Genomic DNA, 18,957 nt, shown 5'->3' on the forward strand with positions numbered 1-18,957 from the left:
ATATGAAGAAGATTTATCCTGTATTATTTATTTTGGTCTTTTGCGTGACAACACTGTCATGCAAGGGCTTATCAAACGGAAAGAATGACATGAGAACAAAGTTTAGTTGGAATTTTTATATCTCATCCCCTGTCCATTATTGCTCACAAATAAAGTATGCAAAAGTTTATTATGGGGATAATAATGAGACGACAGATGTAATAGATCAGTCTACTCTGCGTGGACTTGGAAACGTTAATGCAACAACTTATTCTGTGAATCCACCCACTGGTGAAGTAAGTATTCCCAAAGGTATAGACATGGTTTGGGTATCAATAGCAGATAAAAAGATTTATAGGGCAAATATCAAATTTTCCCAACAAATACAAAACAAACTTCTAAAAGCCTTTAGGGAAGGATTTTATAGCCATTGGAGAGAAAGTAATATGGATTTTAACGAGTTGGATGTAACAATTCTTCCAGGAGGACATCTATGGCTATACTTGGGAATAGGAAATTTAAGAAGGGTGCTGATTTGCGATACATTAAAGGGGGAAGAAATACACATGACACTTAAAGAATTCAGCGAAGACTTTTATAATGCATATCAAACTGTTGATAGTCTTTGTGCCGATGGATATGACACACCTTACATTATCGAACATGGATCAGAGTATGACAAAATCTGGGGAATTTATGCGCAGCGTTTTAACTATCAATTTGATATACAATTTGAAAATAAGCAAACAGAGTTACGCAAAGGGAATTTTATTATTAATTTTGCCAATGGTGAGATACTGAATCATGATGACCCTGGATATTTTGAACAGCCTTCAAGACCCAACAAGATAGAGTTCCAATGGATTGCAGATGATATGCTCTATACGGGACATTTTTATTTTGATGAAGAAGAAGTGAAGAAAGCATTTATGGATGTTTATGGCAACAATCCTACTCAGCCAGGAAAAATTATCATTCAAGTAAGTAAATATAATAATTGGTTCGATATCTATTTGGAAGCGGGCAACAAGAAATATAAATTTGAAAAGACAAAGATTCATGTCTTTAAGCAAGGAGTTAATGACTCTGATGACAAGGCGGTTGTAATTTATGATAATCATCCTCAAGATGGTAATGATATTCTTAATTTTATAGGAGAATAAAACATGGGACAAGTTTATGTTAGAAATGGCTCTCCAAGTCTCAAAGACAAGAAAACTAAAAGTGTTAATATTCATATTGGTGTATTCTTTGATGGTACATCAAATAACTTTTATAATACAGATTACCGTAAAAAATCCCAACAAAAAATATAACGATAAGGGTTTTAATCTATATGATAGTTATAGGGGGGACTATACAAATGTCGCTAAACTATATAACACATACTTTACCCAAGGGCATGATTTTAAAATTTATATAGAAGGACCTGGAACGGTTTCACCTTTATGTAAATTAGATGAATCTGGTAATGAAGTTTATTATTCCATAGGCGCAGCAGATTCTCTAGCCTCGGCAGCATCTGGTAATTGGATAGAAAGTATGGGAAGTAAAATTAGAAAGGCTAATAATATAATAACCAAGAGATTAGCTGACAAATATCCTCCAAATACCATTGTAAATATAAAAATGGATGTTTTTGGTTTTAGTCGTGGTGCAGCAGAAGCGAGACGTTTTATTAGTCCACAGAATATAGTTCCTCTACTATACGAAGAATTTGGAACCGCTTTAAATAATTATCGTATAAGTATAAATTTTCTTGGTCTCTTTGACACGGTCTTATCTGAATATAGTATTTTATCTGGCATTGAACTAAAATTACAATCTGATATTAAAAAAGTAGTACACCTTGTAGCGGCGAACGAGTATAGAGAACATTTCCCTGTAACAAGCATAAAGGAAAAAGGTAAGAAATTACGCTCAAACTATATAGAGATAGTCCTTCCTGGAGCACATTCTGATATAGGTGGAGGCTACAATCAAGATGCGGTTGACTATCTCTATTATTTTAATACTAACACACATGTGAAAGAATGGGAAAAATGGCCGTCAACATATGATTTAACAGATGAGAATTCTATAAAGTTCGGGTCAGTCCTAAAATCCAGTTGCAAGCCTATCCTCTTAAGCGCATAATTTCATAAGTATTTATTACCTTTGCATCATGAAGAGTGACCAACTATTACGTTGCATCTTTCCAGATGTACTTGCCGACTACTTTGGTGTTGTCGATATTCACGAGAGTGTTTCCCAGTTTGATTTTTGGCTTGACGAGCGTAACTTTATGGAAAAGTCAGACCATAAGTTAGGCACTGTAAGCAGTTATGGTTTTACCAGCGAGCGTGTAATTCAGGACTTCCCCCTTCGTGGCAAAGCAGTTTACCTCCATGTTCGCCGTCGCAAGTGGCGTGACAGTTCCAACGGAGAGATATTTACTTATTCATATGATGATTTGACGGCTGAGGGCAGTAGACTATCCCCCGAGTTCGTTTCTTTTTTAAAAGAATAGAATTGAGTCCACTGCAGAGAGCATCGCAAGCATCGGTGCGCACTATGGCGTAAATGGCAAGCAGTTATCCACACAGTACAAGGAACATTTCAGTGACTACCGCAGCTGGGATCAGCTGGATCATGCTCAAGACTGGCTGTTGTTTGAAAATAACATAGGTGAGAGTCTAAGTATTGATGAGACCTGTCTAAGCAGTGGCGAGGTTTATACTTTTCTGACCAACAAGGCGGGAAAGGGCAGAAAAGGGACTTTGGTAGCTGTGGTTAAAGGGACCAAGGCAGAGGACGTCATCCAGATTCTCAAGAAGATAAACCTTTCTAAACGGAAGACTGTCAAGGAGATAACACTCGATTTGTCATCCTCGATGATGCGCATAGCCCGCTCTGTTTTTCCCAAAGCACTCATTACCAATGACAGGTTTCATGTGCAGAAACTGTATTATGATGCTCTGGATGACATGCGTATCGCTTACCGGTGGATGGCAAGAGATAAAGAGAATGAGGAGATAAAAGAAGCTAAAAGTAAGGGAAAGGAATATATACCATTTAGATACAGCAATGGTGACACGCGTAAGCAGTTGCTCGCCAGGGCAAAGTTCATATTGACCAAGCACAAGACCAGGTGGACTGAAGCACAGAAAACCAGGGCACAAATCATCTTTGAACATTATCCTACACTGAAAAAGGCATATGAGCTGGCTATGAAACTTACCGATATTTATAACATCAAGAGCATCAAGGATGCTGCAAGGCTGAAGCTGGCTAAATGGTTCAATGAGGTTGAAGAGCTGGGAGTGGACAATTTCTACACAGTGATTGACACGTTTGAAAATCATTATCAAACCATACTCAATTTCTTTGTAAACAGAGCTACAAATGCAAATGCCGAGTCATTCAATGCTAAGGTTAAGGCATTCAGGGCACAGTTCAGAGGAGTGACAGATATTCCTTTCTTTTTATATAGGCTTATGAAATTGTGTGCTTAAGAGGATAGGCTTGCAACTGGGTTTTAGGACTGACCCACTTTTAGTACATGCCGAAAAAGAAAAATCCCTTGTAAATCAGCGATTTGCAAGGGATTTATAGTACCCAGACCCGGGCTCGAACCGGGATGGATTGCTCCACTGGTGTTTGAGACCAGCGCGTCTACCTATTCCGCCATCTGGGCATAAATTGTTGTCGGAACAACAGGTGCAAAGTTAGGGAGAAAATCTGAATGCGGCAAATTTTTAAGTGACAAAATCTCGGGCGTTCCATGATTCGTCGTGATTTTTGGTATTTAAACAAAAAAGATTTGGAGGTATGATATATATAGGGTATCTTTGGGGATAGAAACAGGTTAGCTTAGACAAATAATGACTACGAAACAAAACAACTATTGCGTGATTCTTGCTGGCGGTAAGGGCAGACGGCTCTGGCCCTGCAGCAGGGACAGGTATCCTAAGCAGTTCATTGATTTCTTCGGTTCAGGGCGGACGCAGCTCCAGCAGACCTTCGACCGCTTTGTCCGCATCCTTCCCAGGGAGAACATCTATATAAATACCAGTCGGAAATACCTTGACATTGTCCGCGGCCAGCTCCCCGAGATCCCCATGGAGCATATCCTGGCAGAGCCGATCCACCGGAACACCGCCCCCAGCGTGGCTTGGGCTGTACACCGCATCATGATGTCCAACCCCAGGGCCAACCTCGTCGTTTCGCCCTCCGACCAGCATATCGTCAACGACGGGGACTTCCGCCGGAACGTTGAAGACGGACTGCAGTTTGTCGAGGCCAACGACGCACTGCTCACGATGGGTGTCAGGCCGACCCGTCCCGAGCCCGGTTACGGCTATATACAGAAGGGTGTCTATACGGGGGCGAACGGTATATATAAGGTGCAGGCGTTCACGGAGAAGCCCGACAGGAGTTTTGCCCGGATGTTCATGGACAGCAGGGAATGGTACTGGAACACAGGTCTCTTCCTCGCCAATGCCCGCTACTTCCGGCAGAGTCTTTCCAAAGTCCTCCCCTCCCTCCTGCACACGGAGGAGCGTAAGGAAAAGATTACCACGATAGAGGCGGAAGACAACTTCATGCAGGAGAATTTCCCGCTCTATCCGAATATGTCGTTAGACTACGGGGTGCTGGAGAAGTCGGACAATGTCTATGTGATGAAATGTGATTTCGGCTGGGCGGATCTGGGAACATGGCATGGACTCTACGAGGCGATGAGCAAATGCGAGAATGACAATGTCGTCGTCGATTCGGATGTCATTCTTGAGAACGCAACGGACAACATCATCAAGTTGCCCAAGGGCAGGCTGGCGGTCATCAACGGTCTGGACGGCTATATCGTGGCAGAGAAGGACAATGTGCTGTTTATCTGCAAAAAAGAGGATTCTTCTGCACTGGTGAGGAAATACGTCAATGAGGTACAGATGAAGAAAGGGGAGACGTATGTATGAGGTTTCCGGAGCCTGCCCCGCCTCTTCCGTCTATTATAGACACTCAATTGTCCTATGACACACGCAGGTTCCTTCACGAGCGGCGGAAGAGGATAAGACGAGACCCATGTTTCCTTTTCCGCTGGAGGGCAGTCCTCCCATGGTGCGGCTGCCGGGACTGCTGTTCCCAATCGGTTGGGAATCCTGCTCCCAGCCGTTGGGAGTCCTGTTCCCGGGCGTTGGGAACAGGATTCCCAGACGTCCGGGACATGCCGCCCGACCGTGAAGTCGGATTCAGACCGTAATCTAATGTTTTTGGTTGACAGCGTTTCGTCTTGCTTTCAGGCCTGGCTGACGGGTTAAGAGGCGTAGCCCTCCGGCTGAGAGAGCCGGGTAGGATGGCTGCTGACAGGTGAACCGCACGGGCTGCGGAGGCCAATCTTTGTCCGCCTGTATGTTTTGGCAGCCCCTCGGGAAAGTCGGCAGAAATGTGATGACGGCATGGACCGCAACAGGCTTTTGTCTCTAATTTCTTTGCTGTTTACCTTATTTACAGTAACTTTGCAGCAGATTTCCGGATGTGTATAGTGCAAGGGGAATAGCGCCTTGGTACAGATTCGTCAGATTGGAGCAAAGAAACAACAAGCATATATTTATGGAAGAAAAGAAATTCAAGCGCACCACGGTGACAGCGGCTCTGCCTTACGCCAACGGCGGTGTACATATAGGACATCTTGCCGGCGTGTATGTCCCGGCAGACATCTATGTGCGTTATCTCCGGCTGAAGAAGCGGGAGGTCGTCTTCATCGGCGGCAGCGACGAGCACGGTGTGCCCATCACGATCCGTGCCAAGAAGGAAGGTGTCACGCCGCAGGACGTGTGCGACCGCTATCATAAGCTGATCAAGGATTCGTTCGAGGAGTTCGGCATCTCGTTCGACGTGTACAGCCGCACGACAAGTCCCACCCACAACAAGTTCGCTTCCGACTTCTTCCGCAAGCTCTACGATGACGGCAAGCTCGTCGAAAAGGAGAGCGAACAGTATTACGACGAGGAAGCCCGTCAGTTCCTTGCCGACCGTTACATCATGGGCGAATGTCCTCACTGCGGCAATCCCAACGCCTACGGCGATCAGTGTGAGAAGTGCGGAAGCGACCTCAGCCCGATGGAACTGAAGAACCCGCACTCTACCATCTCCGGTTCGCAGCCTGTCATCAGGAAGACGAAGAACTGGTATCTGCCGCTGAACAACTATCAGGAGTGGCTGAAGCAGTGGATTCTCAAGGACCACAAGGAGTGGCGTCCGAATGTCTACGGACAGTGCAAGAGCTGGCTCGACATGGACCTGCAGCCCCGTGCCATGACCCGCGACCTCGACTGGGGCATCCCTGTCCCGGTTGAAGGGGCTGAAGGAAAGGTACTCTACGTATGGTTCGATGCGCCGATCGGCTATATCTCGAACACCAAGGAACTGTGTGACAGCGACCCCGAACGTTTCGGCAGCTGGCAGAAGTGGTGGCAGGACCCGGAGACGCGTCTCGTCCACTTCATCGGAAAGGACAACATCGTCTTCCACTGCCTCATCTTCCCGACGATGCTGAAGGCGCACGGCGGTTACATCCTGCCCGACAATGTGCCGGCAAACGAGTTCCTGAACCTCGAGGACAACAAGATTTCCACGAGCAAGAACTGGGCCGTGTGGCTCCATGAGTACCTCCGCGACTTTGAAGGAAAGCAGGATGTGCTGCGCTATGTGCTGACAGCCAACGCTCCGGAGACCAAGGACAACAACTTCACCTGGAAGGACTTTCAGGAGCGCAACAACTCCGAGCTGGTGGCTGTCTACGGCAACTTCGTGAACCGTGCGCTGCAGCTGACGAAGAAGTACTGGGACGGTGTCGTTCCTGCCTGCGGCGAGCTGCACGATGTCGACCGCCAGACTATCCAGGAGTTCAAGGATGTCAAGGAAAAGGTGGAGGCCTATCTCGAGGCGTTCAAGTTCCGCGAGGCGCAGAAGGAGGCGATGAATCTTGCCCGCATCGGCAACAAGTACATCACCGAGTGTGAGCCGTGGAAGGTATGGAAGACTGATCCGAAGCGCGTGGAGACCATCCTCAACCTCTCGCTCCAGCTCGTCGCCAACCTCAGCATCGCCTTCGAGCCGTTCCTTCCGTTCAGCAGCAAGAAGCTCCGCAGCATGATCAACATGACGGAATACGACTGGAGCGAGCTTGGGTCTACCGACCTGCTTCCTGCCGGCAAGCAGCTGGCCGAACCGGAACTCCTTTTCGATAAGATTGAAGACGAGGCCATCGAGGCACAGCTCCGCAAGCTGGAAGAGACCCGCAAGGCCAACGAGGAGGCTGCCTACAAGGCCGAGCCGGTGAAGAAGGAGATTCCTTTCGACGACTTCGAGAAGCTGGACATCCGTGTAGGACACATCCTCCGGTGCGAGAAGGTGAAGAAGAGCAAGAAGCTGCTGAAGTTCACCCTCGACGACGGTTCCGGTACGGAGCGTACCATCCTCAGCGGTATCGCCGCCTACTACGATCCGGAACAGCTCATAGGCAAGGACGTTCTCTTCGTTGCCAACTTCGCCCCCCGCAAGATGATGGGCATCGAGAGCCAGGGAATGATTCTCTCGGCCGTCAACTCCGACGGGTCGCTCACCGTCACGACGACGCTGGGCGAGGTGAAGCCCGGCAGCCAGGTGGGATGATGCGTATGCCCTGTATGAAACCGCAAAACAGGCGGACAGACCCTTTCGTCTGTCCGCCTGTTTCATTTTGATACAGGGATTTTCCTGTCCGTCGGAAGTCTTGTCTGTTAATACAGACCTTGCTTGTGCGCCCAGTCGAGGGCATCCTTTTGTGTGGTCATCCTGCCCTTGTAGCTGCCTTCCTTTGTCCCGTCTTTCCAGATGAACTTGAAGCGGAGCTCTATCTCGTGCTCGCCGGTCTGGCGAAGATAGACATAGCTGCCTTTCTGGAAGAAATGTTCATCATAGTTGTACAGTCCTTTCACAACGGAGCCGCCGGCAGTCCATTCGCCCGGCTTCGTCAGGTCGACTTCTTTTCCCGCCATGCTCTTCGGGATGGAGAAACCTACGAATTGGCCGGTAAATCCCAATGGATAGTTGACGCCAATCGTCCCATTGAAGTCGCTGAAAAGGACAGGACTGATTCCGTCACCTCCGTTGTTGTCGTCATTGTCACTGCTGCACGCACTGATACTGAAACACATTGTCAGGGCAATCACGCCCGCCGCAAGGGCATACGCCCATTGCTGGAATTTCTTTGTCATGTTGTTTTAATTTAGAAGTTAATCGTTTGCAAAGGTAAGATTTTATATGGAAAGTAAAAGTGTTTTTCGTATTTTTTTTGTAAAAACATGTGTTGGGAAAGATCGGAAACAAGGAGATGAGGCTGCCCGGAATAAGAATATGGGAGGATGAATGATGAATTAACAATCCAGCTTCTCCGTTATTCGGCTGATTTTCCGTAACTTTGCAATCAGAATAAAAGACAAACGAAAGATGAAGATAGAAGAGCAAATTACCAGTGCTGCACTTGCAGCTGTCAAGGAGTTGTACGGAACCGAAGTTCCGGAGAAGATGATCCAGCTGCAGAAGACACGCAGCGATTTCGAGGGCAACCTCACCCTCGTCACCTTCCCGCTGCTGAAGACCTCGCACAGGAAGCCCGAGGAGACGGCGCAGGAACTGGGCGAATACCTGAAGAAGAACTGCAAGGCGGTTGCCGACTTCAACGTCGTCAAGGGGTTCCTCAACCTTGTCATCGCACAGGCGGCATGGACAGGACTGCTGAACGACATCAATGCCGATGAGAAGTTCGGTGAGAAAAGGGTGACGGCAGACAGTCCGCTGGTAATGATCGAATACTCTTCACCGAACACCAACAAGCCCCTTCACCTCGGCCACGTGCGCAACAACCTGCTCGGATGGTCGCTGGCACAGATCATGGAAGCCAACGGCAACAAGGTGGTGAAGACAAACATCGTCAATGACCGCGGCATCCATATCTGCAAGTCGATGCTGGCCTGGCTGAAGTGGGGCAACGGCATCACGCCCGAGAAGGCCGGCAAGAAGGGCGACCACCTGATCGGTGATTTCTATGTCCTCTTCGACAAGCACTTCAAAGAAGAGTGCAGACAGTTGCAGGAACAGTATGAGAAGGAGGGCATGACACCTGATGCCGCCAAGGAAAAAGCCGGACAGGAAGCACCGCTGATCAAGGAAGCACACGAGATGCTCGTCAAGTGGGAGCAGGGCGACCCGGAGGTACGTGCGCTGTGGGAGAAGATGAACAGCTGGGTGTATGCCGGTTTCGACGAGACTTACAAGGCATTGGGCGTGAGCTTCGACAAGATCTACTATGAGTCGAACACTTACCTTGTCGGCAAGAAGAAGGTGGAAGAAGGTCTGGAGAAGGGACTGTTCTTCCGCAAGGACGACAACTCCGTATGGGCCGACCTCACCAAAGAGGGGCTGGACCAGAAGCTCCTGCTGCGCAAGGACGGTACGTCGGTCTACATGACGCAGGACATCGGTACGGCCGAGATGCGCTTCAACGACTTCCCCATCGACAAGATGATCTACGTCGTCGGGAACGAGCAGAACTACCACTTCCAGGTGCTTTCCATCCTCTTGGACCGTCTGGGCTTCAAGTGGGGCAAGGATCTTGTACACTTCTCCTACGGCATGGTCGAACTGCCGAACGGCAAGATGAAGAGCCGTGAGGGTACGGTTGTCGATGCCGACGATCTGGTCGCCTCCATGATAGAGAATGCCAAGAAACTCAGCGAAGACAAGGTGAACAAGCTCGAGGGCATCACCGAGGAAGAGAAGAACGAGATAGCACGCATCGTGGGAATGGGGGCTTTGAAGTACTTTATCCTCAAGGTGGACGCACGCAAGAACATGCTCTTCAATCCCGAGGAGTCCATCGACTTCAACGGCAACACGGGTCCGTTCATCCAGTACACTTACGCCCGCATCCGCAGCATTCTCCGCAAGGCAGCGGCGCAGGACATCCTCCTGCCGGCATCGCTGGCCGATGATGCCCCGCTGAACGAGAAGGAAATAGAACTCATCCAGAAACTCAACGACTTCGGTACTGCCGTCGCACAGGCAGGCATCGACTACAGTCCCAGCGGCATCGCCAACTACTGTTACGAACTGACCAAGGAGTTCAACCAGTTCTACCATGACTACAGCATCCTCAGCGCTGACACCGAGGCCGAGAAGATCACCCGGCTTGTCTTGGCGAAGAATGTGGCAAAAGTCATCAGGAACGGTATGGCACTGCTGGGCATTGAGGTGCCGGAGAGAATGTAAGGGAAAGTCCCGCCCTCTCCCCGAAGGGGGAGGAGGCCTGACGGACTGCCGTCAGGAAAAACCGGGAAAGCGATATGAGCGATGGAAGCTGGTCTGGCCGGACGGTCGGACCAGGAATACATGACAAGATAACATGCCAACAGATTACAAGCAACGGACAGGTACGCAGCCTTCCCCAGTCTCAGAGGGACGGGCTGCCTGGGCTGTCGATGCCGCCTGTTCCGGAAACCCCGGACCGATGGAATACCGGTGTGTCGACTTGCAGACCGGGCTGCAGGTGTTTCATTTCGGCCCCGTGCTGGGGACGAACAACATCGGAGAGTTCCTTGCCATCGTCCACGCCTTGGCCTTGATGGAGCGGCAGGGAATAACAGACAAGGTCATCTACAGCGATTCCTACAATGCCATCCTGTGGGTGAACAAGAAGCATTGCAAGACGACACTTGTCCGCAATGCGGAGACCGAACAGCTCTATCAGGTCATCGCCCGTGCCGAGCATTGGCTCAAGACCCATAAGGTCACGACACCTGTCATCAAATGGGAGACAAGGCAGTGGGGCGAGATTCCGGCCGATTTCGGCCGGAAGAAGTAAGATTCTTTAGGAGCGGGTATTATCTGTTTCACAGCCCAGGCCGGGAAACGTTCCCATTGACTTTTTGTGTAAAAACTCCATGAAAAGTGGATTTATACCATTTTTTTCTTTACTTTTGTACCATAAACGGAAACCTACTATGTTACAACGAGATTATTTTATTCGCCTGATAGAGGAATTCAACGCTGCCGTGTCGCGTTTTCTCGTGAAGAAAGAAGACGACCTGAAGCGGGATAAGGAGTTGAAAGACCTTTACAGACAGTATGTCGGAGAATATGATGACCTGCGCAACCTCTCTGTCGGCGACCTGCTGAAATATGCCGGAGAGCAGTGGAAGGAGGACGAGCGGACAGATCGGATCGGCATGCTTGCGGAACTGCTGTATGCCGAAGCGAGCTGCAAAGGGCAGCCCTTGCGGCAGATGTTGCAGGAGAAAGCGTACTGTCTGTTCGACTACGTGGAGGCGCACGACTCTACTTTCTCTATCGAACGACGGCAGAAGATGGATGCTATGCGCCGGGAATTAGGCGAAATCCTGCCTCTGGCACACTGATGCCGGAGGAACTGAATAACCCTTGTGATCATAACAGCGTCAGACTAAACCCATAACAATCATTATGCTTGAGCCGAATATCAGAGAACAGATTATCGAGTTGATCCACCGGCAGGTCGTCCCTGCCGTGGGCTGTACGGAGCCGATGGCGGTGGCGTTGTGTGCCGCACGTGCCACAGAGCTGCTGGGAGAGAAACCGGAAAAAGTCAGCGTACTGCTTTCCGCCAACATCCTGAAGAACGCCATGGGAGTGGGCATCCCGGGCACAGGGATGATCGGGCTGCCTATCGCCATTGCCCTGGGTGTCCTGATCGGGAAGTCGGACTACCGGCTGGAGGTCATCAAGGATCTTACGCCGGAAAGTCTGGAAGCCGGAAAACGGTTCATCGGTGAGGACCGGATTGACATCAAGCTGAAGGAAGGTATCACGGAGAAACTGTATATAGAAGTCTGCTGTGAAACCGCCGGGCACTGTGCGACGGCCGTCATCAGCGGCAGCCATACGAACATTGTCTTCGAAGAGACCGACGGGAAAGTCCTGCTCGACAGACTGAAGCCGAGTGCGGCTGCTGCTGATACTGCGCAGCTCTGTCTGGATCTCCGTACGGTATGGGAGTTTGCCACAACTGCTCCGGTGGAGGAAATAGACTTCATCCTGGAAGCCAAACGCTACAATCTCCGTGCAGCGGCGGAGGCATTGAAGGGAAATTACGGGCATTGCCTGGGGAAGATCATGGACCGTCCGCTGAGCCGTGGCATCTTCGGGAACAGCATCTATTCGCACATCATAGCCAAGACAGCTTCTGCCTGCGATGCCCGCATGGGCGGTGCCCTGATTCCTGTGATGAGCAACAGCGGTTCCGGCAACCAGGGTATCTGTGCCACCAATCCGGTAGCCGTTTTTGCCAAGGAGAACGAGAATACGCGGGAAGAACTCATCCGTGCGCTCGTCCTGAGTCACCTTACCGCCATCTACATCAAGCAGAGCCTCGGTGCGCTGTCGGCCCTCTGCGGCTGTGTGGTGGCAAGTATCGGTTCCAGCTGCGGCATCACCTATCTGATGGGAGGTGATTACGTGAATGTCTGCCATTCGGTAAAGAATATGATAGCCAATCTTACCGGCATGATCTGCGACGGTGCCAAGCCCAGCTGTTCGCTGAAGATTTCGTCCGGTGTCTCCACGGCTATCCTTTCCGCCACCCTGTCCATGGAGGGCAAACACGTGACGGCAGCCGAGGGAATCATCGATGAAGATGTCGACAAGTCCATCCGCAATCTGACCAGCATCGGTAAGGAAGCGATGTGCAACACCGATGATATGGTGCTGAATATCATGACGCATAAGTGCAATTGAGCAGGGTGCGCTGCGTCCCTGATTCCGCATCTCCTGTGATTCCCTCTTCACGGTAAGAAATGATTTCCTGTCGTGTTTTTCATGCTTGTCTTCATGGAAAGAAGATATTTCTTTCCATGAAGACAAGTCCTTTTTAGGGTTCTTCCGTTCAATGCGTGAATGCTTTTCGTATAGCTTGAACGGAAGAACCGAAGTGATTCATTCAACAAAACATGGCCAAGACTGTCAACTTGTCTATCCTGTTATCATCCTCCGATACAAAGACTTTTTCATTTTGATACGTGAAGACACTGATAATATTTTGAAAAACCATTACACAATTTCAGACAGATCATCTTCAGATATAAAAATACACGTGCAAAAAGTGGGTTTGTAACCAGCAGTCAATCAGTAGGTTATCAAGTCGTTCGTAAAAGGTGCTTGATTGGACTTCAAAAGGGCGTTGGTAACACGCTAAGAGAGCACCTGTTGCAGGTCAATCAGGCATCTTTTAGAAGCCAGAAGACCATGTGCCAGCTTGTAGTGCATGAAAACAGTTTACAAACACCGGTGATATGGGAAAAAGTTGTCTGCGGAAGACGGAAAGAAATGCTGATGGACAGGCATCGTATCCATTTTCCTTTCCTGCACTTCATCCTGTAGTTTGTCCTCCTTTGTAAGACCATCTGGTTTTGAATGGTCATCCCCTGCAAGTATATAAGCCTTTATTCTATTTCTAATCTACGCATTTAACGGAAGAACCCTTTTCAGCCGTTTGTTTTTGTTTGTTGAGATGTGTCTCCGGTCTTTTAAAAGCGGATTCTGCATATTTCCCGGAGTGAAAGGACCGAAAGGGAAAGTACTTTTGATGCCGGTGGGAGATCCTGTCATATTTGATGGAAATAAATAAAGCAGCCCTATCAGAGCTGCTTTATTTATTATCTGTATGGATTATTTTCATGGTATGGGTCAAAGAAAAGAACATGCATCATCCCGTTTCTGAACACCCTTTATTAGGTATATTCTCTCCCTTACGCGCCCCCCATGGTCATAGCTCCCCCTCTTCCCGATAGGAGAAGTAGCTGCCGTCAGCAAGTATCACATGGTCTGCAAAATGAATGTGGAGCACGCTGCATGCCTTTTGGATGGATGTCGTCAGCTTGTCATCCTCCCGGCTCGGATTCGTGCTTCCGCTTGGATGATTATGGCAGAAGGCCAGTATGGTGGTGTTTTTCAGCAGTGCCTCTTTCATCATGAGCCGTATGTCTACCGGTGCCATCGTGAGTCCTCCGATGGAGATGCGCTTTGCCTCAATGAGGCGGAAGTTCTGTTTCATCATCAGCATCCAGCCCTCTTCAATGTCAAGATCCTGTATCTTCGTGTGCATGAACTGATACACCTTCTTGGCGTTGTCCAGCAGCGGAGCCTTCTCGGCAGCGGCATTCTGCCGCCTTTTCCCCAGTTCGCAGGCCGCAAGGAGGCTGATTGCCTTTGCCGGCCCGATCCCTTTGTAGGTCGTCAGGTCACGGATGGACAGTTTTCCCAGGGTGTTCAGATTGTTCTTACAGTCGTTGAGGATGCGTTTCATCAGGTCAACGGCACTCTCGTCCGCAGTACCCGAGCCGATCAGGATGGCAAGCAGTTCGGCATCGCTGAGCGCTGCCGCTCCCAGCCTTTCGAGCTTCTCACGCGGTCGGTCGGCTTCCGCCCAGTGGTTGATGGACAGCCGGTTGAGTTCCTCATTCATAATCCTGCATCCGTCTTGATGGACTCTATTTATAGAAGTTCTTGTTGTATGCAGAGAACTCGTCCTTACCGCATACGCAGCGTTTCCACCAGGCACTGATGAATCCGCAGCCGTAGCCGGTGAGCTGGGTGAACGCCGCACGGATGCTGAGCAGTCCGATTTTCAGACTGTGGTTCTGACGGGCGGAATCGGTGCAGATGACGGCACTGTACAGCAGCAGCGGTATCAGTCCTGTCAGGAGGAGACACCATCCTTCCGCTCTTGTACCGGGGAAGCACAGCAGGAGAATGCCCGTGAGGACAAGCAGGCCGAGGAGAGCCGTCCCCACGGTGAACACCATCGGCAGGAGATGGACGAGCTTGAGCGATTCGGGGTATTTCCTGTAGAGGTTGATGCGGGCGATGCCGGAGTTGTAGACCTGCCGCCAGAACTTGCGGAAGTCGGTGCGCCGCTTGTGCCATACCCATGCTTCGGGAAACAGACGGCAGTGCTTGCCCGCCTTGAAGATGCGGATGGAGAAGTCGATGTCTTCGCCGAAGCGCATCTTGGAGAAACCGCCCAGTTCCTGATAGACATCACGGCGGATGCCCATGTTGAACGAGCGGGGATAGAACTTGTCGAGCTTCTTCTTGCCGCCCCGGATGCCGCCGGTCGTGAAGAAGGAAGTCATGGAATAGGAGATGGCCTTCTGGGTATCGGTGAAGGAATCGTGCGCACGGTCGGAGCCTCCGAAGGCATCGGCCGGCTTACGGTCCAGCTCTTCGCTGACTGCACGAAGATACCCCCTCGGCAGTACGACATCAGAGTCGAGGATGAGCAGATAGTCTCCGCCGGCACGTTCTGCACCGTAGTTGCGGCTCTGTCCGGGGCCGGAGTTCTCTTTCTGGTAATAATGCAGGTCGAGCCTGTCCGCATACTTTCCGCAGACCTCCTTGCATGGAATCTGCGAGCCGTCTTCCACGATGACGACTTCAAAATCCTTTTCCTCCTGTCCGAGCAGGCTCTCCAACAGTTCGTCGACCTCCTCCGGCCGGTTGAATACAGGAATGATGATGCTGTACTTCATAATAGGGCAAAGATGACACTTTGTTTGTAAATGACAGGCAGACTGTCGGCTTCTATTCAGAGGACTCCCTCCTGATATGCTGTCCTCCGCCGGAGGCCGTACCCGGAAACTACTCCTCTCCGGCCTTGTTCCGTAAGGCCTCGCCGCAGACGGCGCACGTATGTCCGCTGCCTGGACGACCTGCGGGGAGAGCCGGCTTATCCTTTCTTTCCGGTCAGAAGGCGATGCGTTTCCTGACTTTTCCCTTGTAGGAATTGATGTCCAGGACGATGGAATCCTTCTCTTTCAGGTCCGCCAGGGGAATGCTTGCAAAGACGCGGGTGCTGTAGTACTCGGGGACACCATTCTGCTGATGGTACAGCTGCAGATAGAAGGTGCGGCCGCCGTCGGGCTGCCGGCGGACAGAATTGCAGACGATGCCCAATGACTGGACGGCCCGTGCTCCGCTGCTCTGTCCTGTCTTCAGCTTCAGTCCGAGGTTCAGATACTTCCTGTTCCGGCTTACCCACGCACTCTCAAAGGTCACGGGATCGGCCGGTACCTGCGGAAGATCGATGGAGAGACGTATGTGCAGGACGGCGACCGGGCTGATGCCGACCGGTTCCGTCACACCCTTCTCCACCTTATTATAATGCAGCAGTGCACGGTAAACGGTGTCTCCCTTTGTCGCCCACGGTGTTTTCAATGCCGGCTGCAGGGTCAGCTGTGCGCCGTCATCCGTACGTGCGGAGATGAAGGCGGACGCACTGTTTGTCCTGGCCTCGACGAAATCGGTGTGGAGATAGGACAGGTCACTGTCCCCGGTCTTGTAAAAGTCATGGTCGCAGGCGGAGAGGATGAGTAACGACACGAGTGCCGTCACCATCGTCACGATGCCGTGAAATCTCTTGCTGAATCCGTCCACGGGGCATCACTTCTTGAAGGTAAGACGGTTCAGCAGCGATTTAAAACGCCCGTTCTCAGGCGATGCGGCGATGTAGTTCTTGGCAGGATAAGCATACTGTGTCAGCAGGCAGGTGCGCAGGAACTTGTCATCACGGTTCTCAATGTCGATTTTCTCAATCTGCCCTTCAAGATAATGCTCGAAGTCCTGATAGTCTTCAGGCGTGTAATACTCCTCGTAGACACGTGTGTCCTGAATCATGTCCAGTGCCGCGTAATTGACCGGATAAAGCCTGTAGTTGCAGTGGATCTCGTGGTCGATGTGTGCGGCGATTTCGTCAAAGAGCTTGTTCTTCGGCTGTTCCCCGTCCACCGTGTCGAGCCATTCGTCGATGCAGGAGGCGCACTTGTAGAAGATATGTCCCTTGTATCCCTTGATGCCTACCAGCATGCTCTCCATGTCGTCCTCGGCCGTCTTCTTCCAGAACGGAACGTCGCGCCGCAGCTGGTACTCGCGCGCCTTGAGGTAGTCGCATGGGTCGTATTCATAGGAGATGGCCAGCGGCACGATGTGCAGCTGCTTCAGCCTTTCGATGACCGTACCCTCGCCGCCCATCGCCATCATCTTCAGGATGGCCGGCTGGGTAAGGTCGTTGGAGTTCTTGGCGCGCCCCTGCCGCTGGGCGATCCATACGTTCTCCTTTTTCTCGGCGATGGCAAAGTGGATGTACTCTGACATGCGCTTGCTGGCACGGAGCATCTCCACGGAATGGAGGGCACGCTCTACGGTGAAAGATTTGTTGATGCGTACCAGGTCGCGCACCCAGTCCTGCGAGAGGAGATTGTCTCCGATGGCGATTTCGCAGGTGGTCGCAAAGCCCACGTCGAGGAGCAGCTTGTCGAGAAAGGCGGAATCGAGTACGATGTCACGGTGGTTGCTGACGAAGGTGTAGCGGTTCCGTGTGTTGATGTTCACCGCATCGATGCTGCACCCCAGGCTCAGCTTCGTGACGAGACGCTGGAGGAACGGATAGCAGAAAGCCTTCTGGAAGTCGAGGTTGGTCTTGCAGGCGTGCATCTTCTGCGCCAGCGCCTCCTTGGGTACATCAGGGTAGAGATACGCCAGCACCTGTTGGAACTGCTTGTCAGCAAGGATCCGGTCGTAGACAGCCGGCAACTCCTCCGGCTCGAACGGACGGATAGGGTCAAACTCTGATGGTATTTTCATAATCGTAAGTGAATTGGTATGTTTTCTGTTTATGTCCTTTGTTCTATGCCGGCCGACTTCGCAATGATGAGGTCTATCCCCGTTTCCTCTATCTTCTTCGCCACCGTCTGCGGTATTTTGGAGTCGGTGATGATGATGTCGACGTCTTCCAGCCTGCTGATCCTGGCAAAGCCCCGCCGGCCGAACTTGCTGGAGTCGGCCAGGACGACGGTCTTCTGTGCTGCCTGCATCATGACCCGGTTCAGTTCGGCTTCCCGCATGTCGGTGGTCGAGATGCCGAAGTCGAGGTCGATGCCGTCCACGCCGAGGAAGAGCTTGCTGAACGAGCAGCCCTGTAAGATCTCCATGCTGTACTGTCCGACGACCGACACGCTGCTGTGTCTGACCATGCCTCCGAGCTGTATGATGTCGATGTTGTCGTTGGCGGTCAGCGTCATCGTGGCGCGCAGGGAGGCCGACACGACTGTCAGCCGTCCTGCCGGCTGTATGTTGCAGGCCAGCGCATGGATGGTTGTCCCGGAGGCGAGGATGATGGAATCGTCCTTTGTGAGCAGCTTGACGGCTTCAGCCCCGATAAGCTGTTTTTCTTCAGCGTTCAGTTTCTCCTTCTCGTTCACCGACCGGTTGTTGGTGAAGGGGTTGATGAGGATGGCCTTGCCGTGGCTCCGGTACAGCTTCCCTGCCCGCTCCAGTTCGGTCAGGTCTTTCCGGATCGTGACCAGCGACACATCCAGGGAAACCGCCAGGTCGGAGACCAGTATGGACTCCTGTGCCAGAAGCTGCTCGAGAATGGCGTTCTGTCTGTCTTCTTTTGTCATGTCAACATAGTTTTCCGGCAGCTTTCAGTAGAAATCCGTCTCGCTTTGCCGTTTAGAAGAGTTTGTACAAATATAGCCAAAATAAACCGACAGGCAAGGCCGTTCACGTCCGTTTAACAGAAGATTAACAGTTTCAGCTTCCGAACGGGACCGGACGGCAATCCGGCAGGGGCAGAAAGCCCGGGGACGATGGATTCAAGAAGCTTCGTCTGTCAGGAGCTTTAATGTTCTGCATACCTTGCTGTCTGTCAGGCATTTTCCGTATCAGGCGGTCTCCGCTTCTTACGATATGGACGAATGGAACGGGGCTGCCCTGCCGCTTCCCGACACCCCTCGTGCTGGTGGCAGGCACCCCTTGTGCTGGTGGCAGACACCCCTTGTGCTGAGGGCTCGCACGCATGTCCTGTCACAGTCCGTCTGCAGAATAAAGCAGGCTGGAGGCTGGCGCCTGGCGGTGAAGCAGGTCATA

The 18,957-nt window shown here is 51.0% G+C and carries 16 protein-coding genes and 1 tRNA gene; 10 read left to right on the plus strand and 7 right to left on the minus strand.

Annotated features, from left to right (window positions below):
• The first annotated feature begins 2 nt into the window (after positions 1-2).
• Genes HMPREF9141_RS07465 through HMPREF9141_RS07480 form a run of 4 tightly spaced genes read left to right on the plus strand, consistent with a single transcriptional unit; the run spans position 3 to position 3,473 of the window.
• Positions 3-1,142 carry a DUF2931 family protein gene (locus tag HMPREF9141_RS07465; RefSeq protein ID WP_007368031.1) on the plus strand — a complete coding sequence of 380 codons (1,140 nt, stop codon included), beginning with the start codon at positions 3-5 and terminating at the stop codon, positions 1,140-1,142.
• Positions 1,143-1,158: 16 nt separating this feature from the next.
• Complete coding sequence (locus HMPREF9141_RS07470) at positions 1,159-2,115, plus strand: phospholipase effector Tle1 domain-containing protein (protein ID WP_007368032.1); 957 nt, start codon at positions 1,159-1,161, stop codon at positions 2,113-2,115.
• A 28-nt stretch (positions 2,116-2,143) separates the two neighbouring features.
• Positions 2,144-2,488, plus strand: coding sequence for an ISAon1 family transposase N-terminal region protein (locus HMPREF9141_RS07475; protein ID WP_007368033.1), 345 nt, complete (start codon positions 2,144-2,146; stop codon positions 2,486-2,488).
• 1 nt (position 2,489) lies between these two features.
• A complete protein-coding gene (locus HMPREF9141_RS07480) occupies positions 2,490-3,473 on the plus strand; it encodes an ISAon1 family transposase (protein ID WP_442512536.1) in 984 nt (327 codons plus the stop codon).
• Between the two features lie 100 nt (positions 3,474-3,573).
• Here HMPREF9141_RS07480 and HMPREF9141_RS07485 read toward each other — a convergent pair.
• A tRNA-Leu gene (locus HMPREF9141_RS07485) sits at positions 3,574-3,655 on the minus strand.
• Positions 3,656-3,842: 187 nt separating this feature from the next.
• Between HMPREF9141_RS07485 and HMPREF9141_RS07490 the strand changes: the two genes are divergently transcribed.
• A complete protein-coding gene (locus HMPREF9141_RS07490; RefSeq protein WP_007368035.1) occupies positions 3,843-4,934 on the plus strand; it encodes a mannose-1-phosphate guanylyltransferase in 1,092 nt (363 codons plus the stop codon).
• 634 nt (positions 4,935-5,568) lie between these two features.
• Positions 5,569-7,632: a methionine--tRNA ligase gene (gene metG, locus HMPREF9141_RS07495; RefSeq protein ID WP_040554674.1), complete on the plus strand. Its 2,064-nt coding sequence runs from the start codon at positions 5,569-5,571 to the stop codon at positions 7,630-7,632.
• A gap of 107 nt (positions 7,633-7,739) precedes the next feature.
• Here metG and HMPREF9141_RS07500 read toward each other — a convergent pair whose 3' ends face one another.
• On the minus strand, positions 7,740-8,216 hold the full coding sequence (locus tag HMPREF9141_RS07500; protein WP_007368037.1) for a hypothetical protein: 477 nt from the start codon (positions 8,214-8,216) through the stop codon (positions 7,740-7,742).
• 232 nt (positions 8,217-8,448) lie between these two features.
• Here HMPREF9141_RS07500 and argS point away from each other — a divergent pair, with 232 nt between their 5' ends.
• The 4 genes from argS (at position 8,449) to HMPREF9141_RS07520 (ending at position 12,768) form a co-directional block, all read left to right on the plus strand.
• Positions 8,449-10,269, plus strand: coding sequence for an arginine--tRNA ligase (gene argS, locus HMPREF9141_RS07505; RefSeq protein ID WP_007368038.1), 1,821 nt, complete (start codon positions 8,449-8,451; stop codon positions 10,267-10,269).
• A 133-nt stretch (positions 10,270-10,402) separates the two neighbouring features.
• Entirely contained in the window at positions 10,403-10,861 is a 459-nt protein-coding gene (locus tag HMPREF9141_RS07510) for an RNase H family protein (RefSeq protein WP_007368039.1), read from the plus strand.
• 139 nt (positions 10,862-11,000) lie between these two features.
• Positions 11,001-11,414: a hypothetical protein gene (locus tag HMPREF9141_RS07515; RefSeq protein ID WP_007368040.1), complete on the plus strand. Its 414-nt coding sequence runs from the start codon at positions 11,001-11,003 to the stop codon at positions 11,412-11,414.
• A 64-nt stretch (positions 11,415-11,478) separates the two neighbouring features.
• A complete protein-coding gene (locus tag HMPREF9141_RS07520; RefSeq protein WP_007368041.1) occupies positions 11,479-12,768 on the plus strand; it encodes an L-cysteine desulfidase family protein in 1,290 nt (429 codons plus the stop codon).
• A gap of 1,027 nt (positions 12,769-13,795) precedes the next feature.
• Here HMPREF9141_RS07520 and radC read toward each other — a convergent pair.
• From radC to HMPREF9141_RS07555, 5 genes are all read right to left on the minus strand, one after another.
• Entirely contained in the window at positions 13,796-14,494 is a 699-nt protein-coding gene (gene radC / locus HMPREF9141_RS07535) for a RadC family protein (protein ID WP_007368043.1), read from the minus strand.
• Positions 14,495-14,519: 25 nt separating this feature from the next.
• On the minus strand, positions 14,520-15,560 hold the full coding sequence (locus HMPREF9141_RS07540; RefSeq protein ID WP_007368044.1) for a glycosyltransferase family 2 protein: 1,041 nt from the start codon (positions 15,558-15,560) through the stop codon (positions 14,520-14,522).
• Between the two features lie 214 nt (positions 15,561-15,774).
• Entirely contained in the window at positions 15,775-16,464 is a 690-nt protein-coding gene (locus HMPREF9141_RS07545; RefSeq protein WP_007368045.1) for a NigD1/NigD2 family lipoprotein, read from the minus strand.
• A gap of 6 nt (positions 16,465-16,470) precedes the next feature.
• Positions 16,471-17,670: a 1-acyl-sn-glycerol-3-phosphate acyltransferase gene (locus tag HMPREF9141_RS07550; protein ID WP_007368046.1), complete on the minus strand. Its 1,200-nt coding sequence runs from the start codon at positions 17,668-17,670 to the stop codon at positions 16,471-16,473.
• A gap of 29 nt (positions 17,671-17,699) precedes the next feature.
• Positions 17,700-18,488 carry a DeoR/GlpR family DNA-binding transcription regulator gene (locus tag HMPREF9141_RS07555; RefSeq protein WP_007368047.1) on the minus strand — a complete coding sequence of 263 codons (789 nt, stop codon included), beginning with the start codon at positions 18,486-18,488 and terminating at the stop codon, positions 17,700-17,702.
• Between the last annotated feature and the right edge of the window lie 469 nt (positions 18,489-18,957).

The organism is Prevotella multiformis DSM 16608 (assembly GCF_000191065.1).
In the GTDB taxonomy this organism is placed as follows: domain Bacteria; phylum Bacteroidota; class Bacteroidia; order Bacteroidales; family Bacteroidaceae; genus Prevotella; species Prevotella multiformis.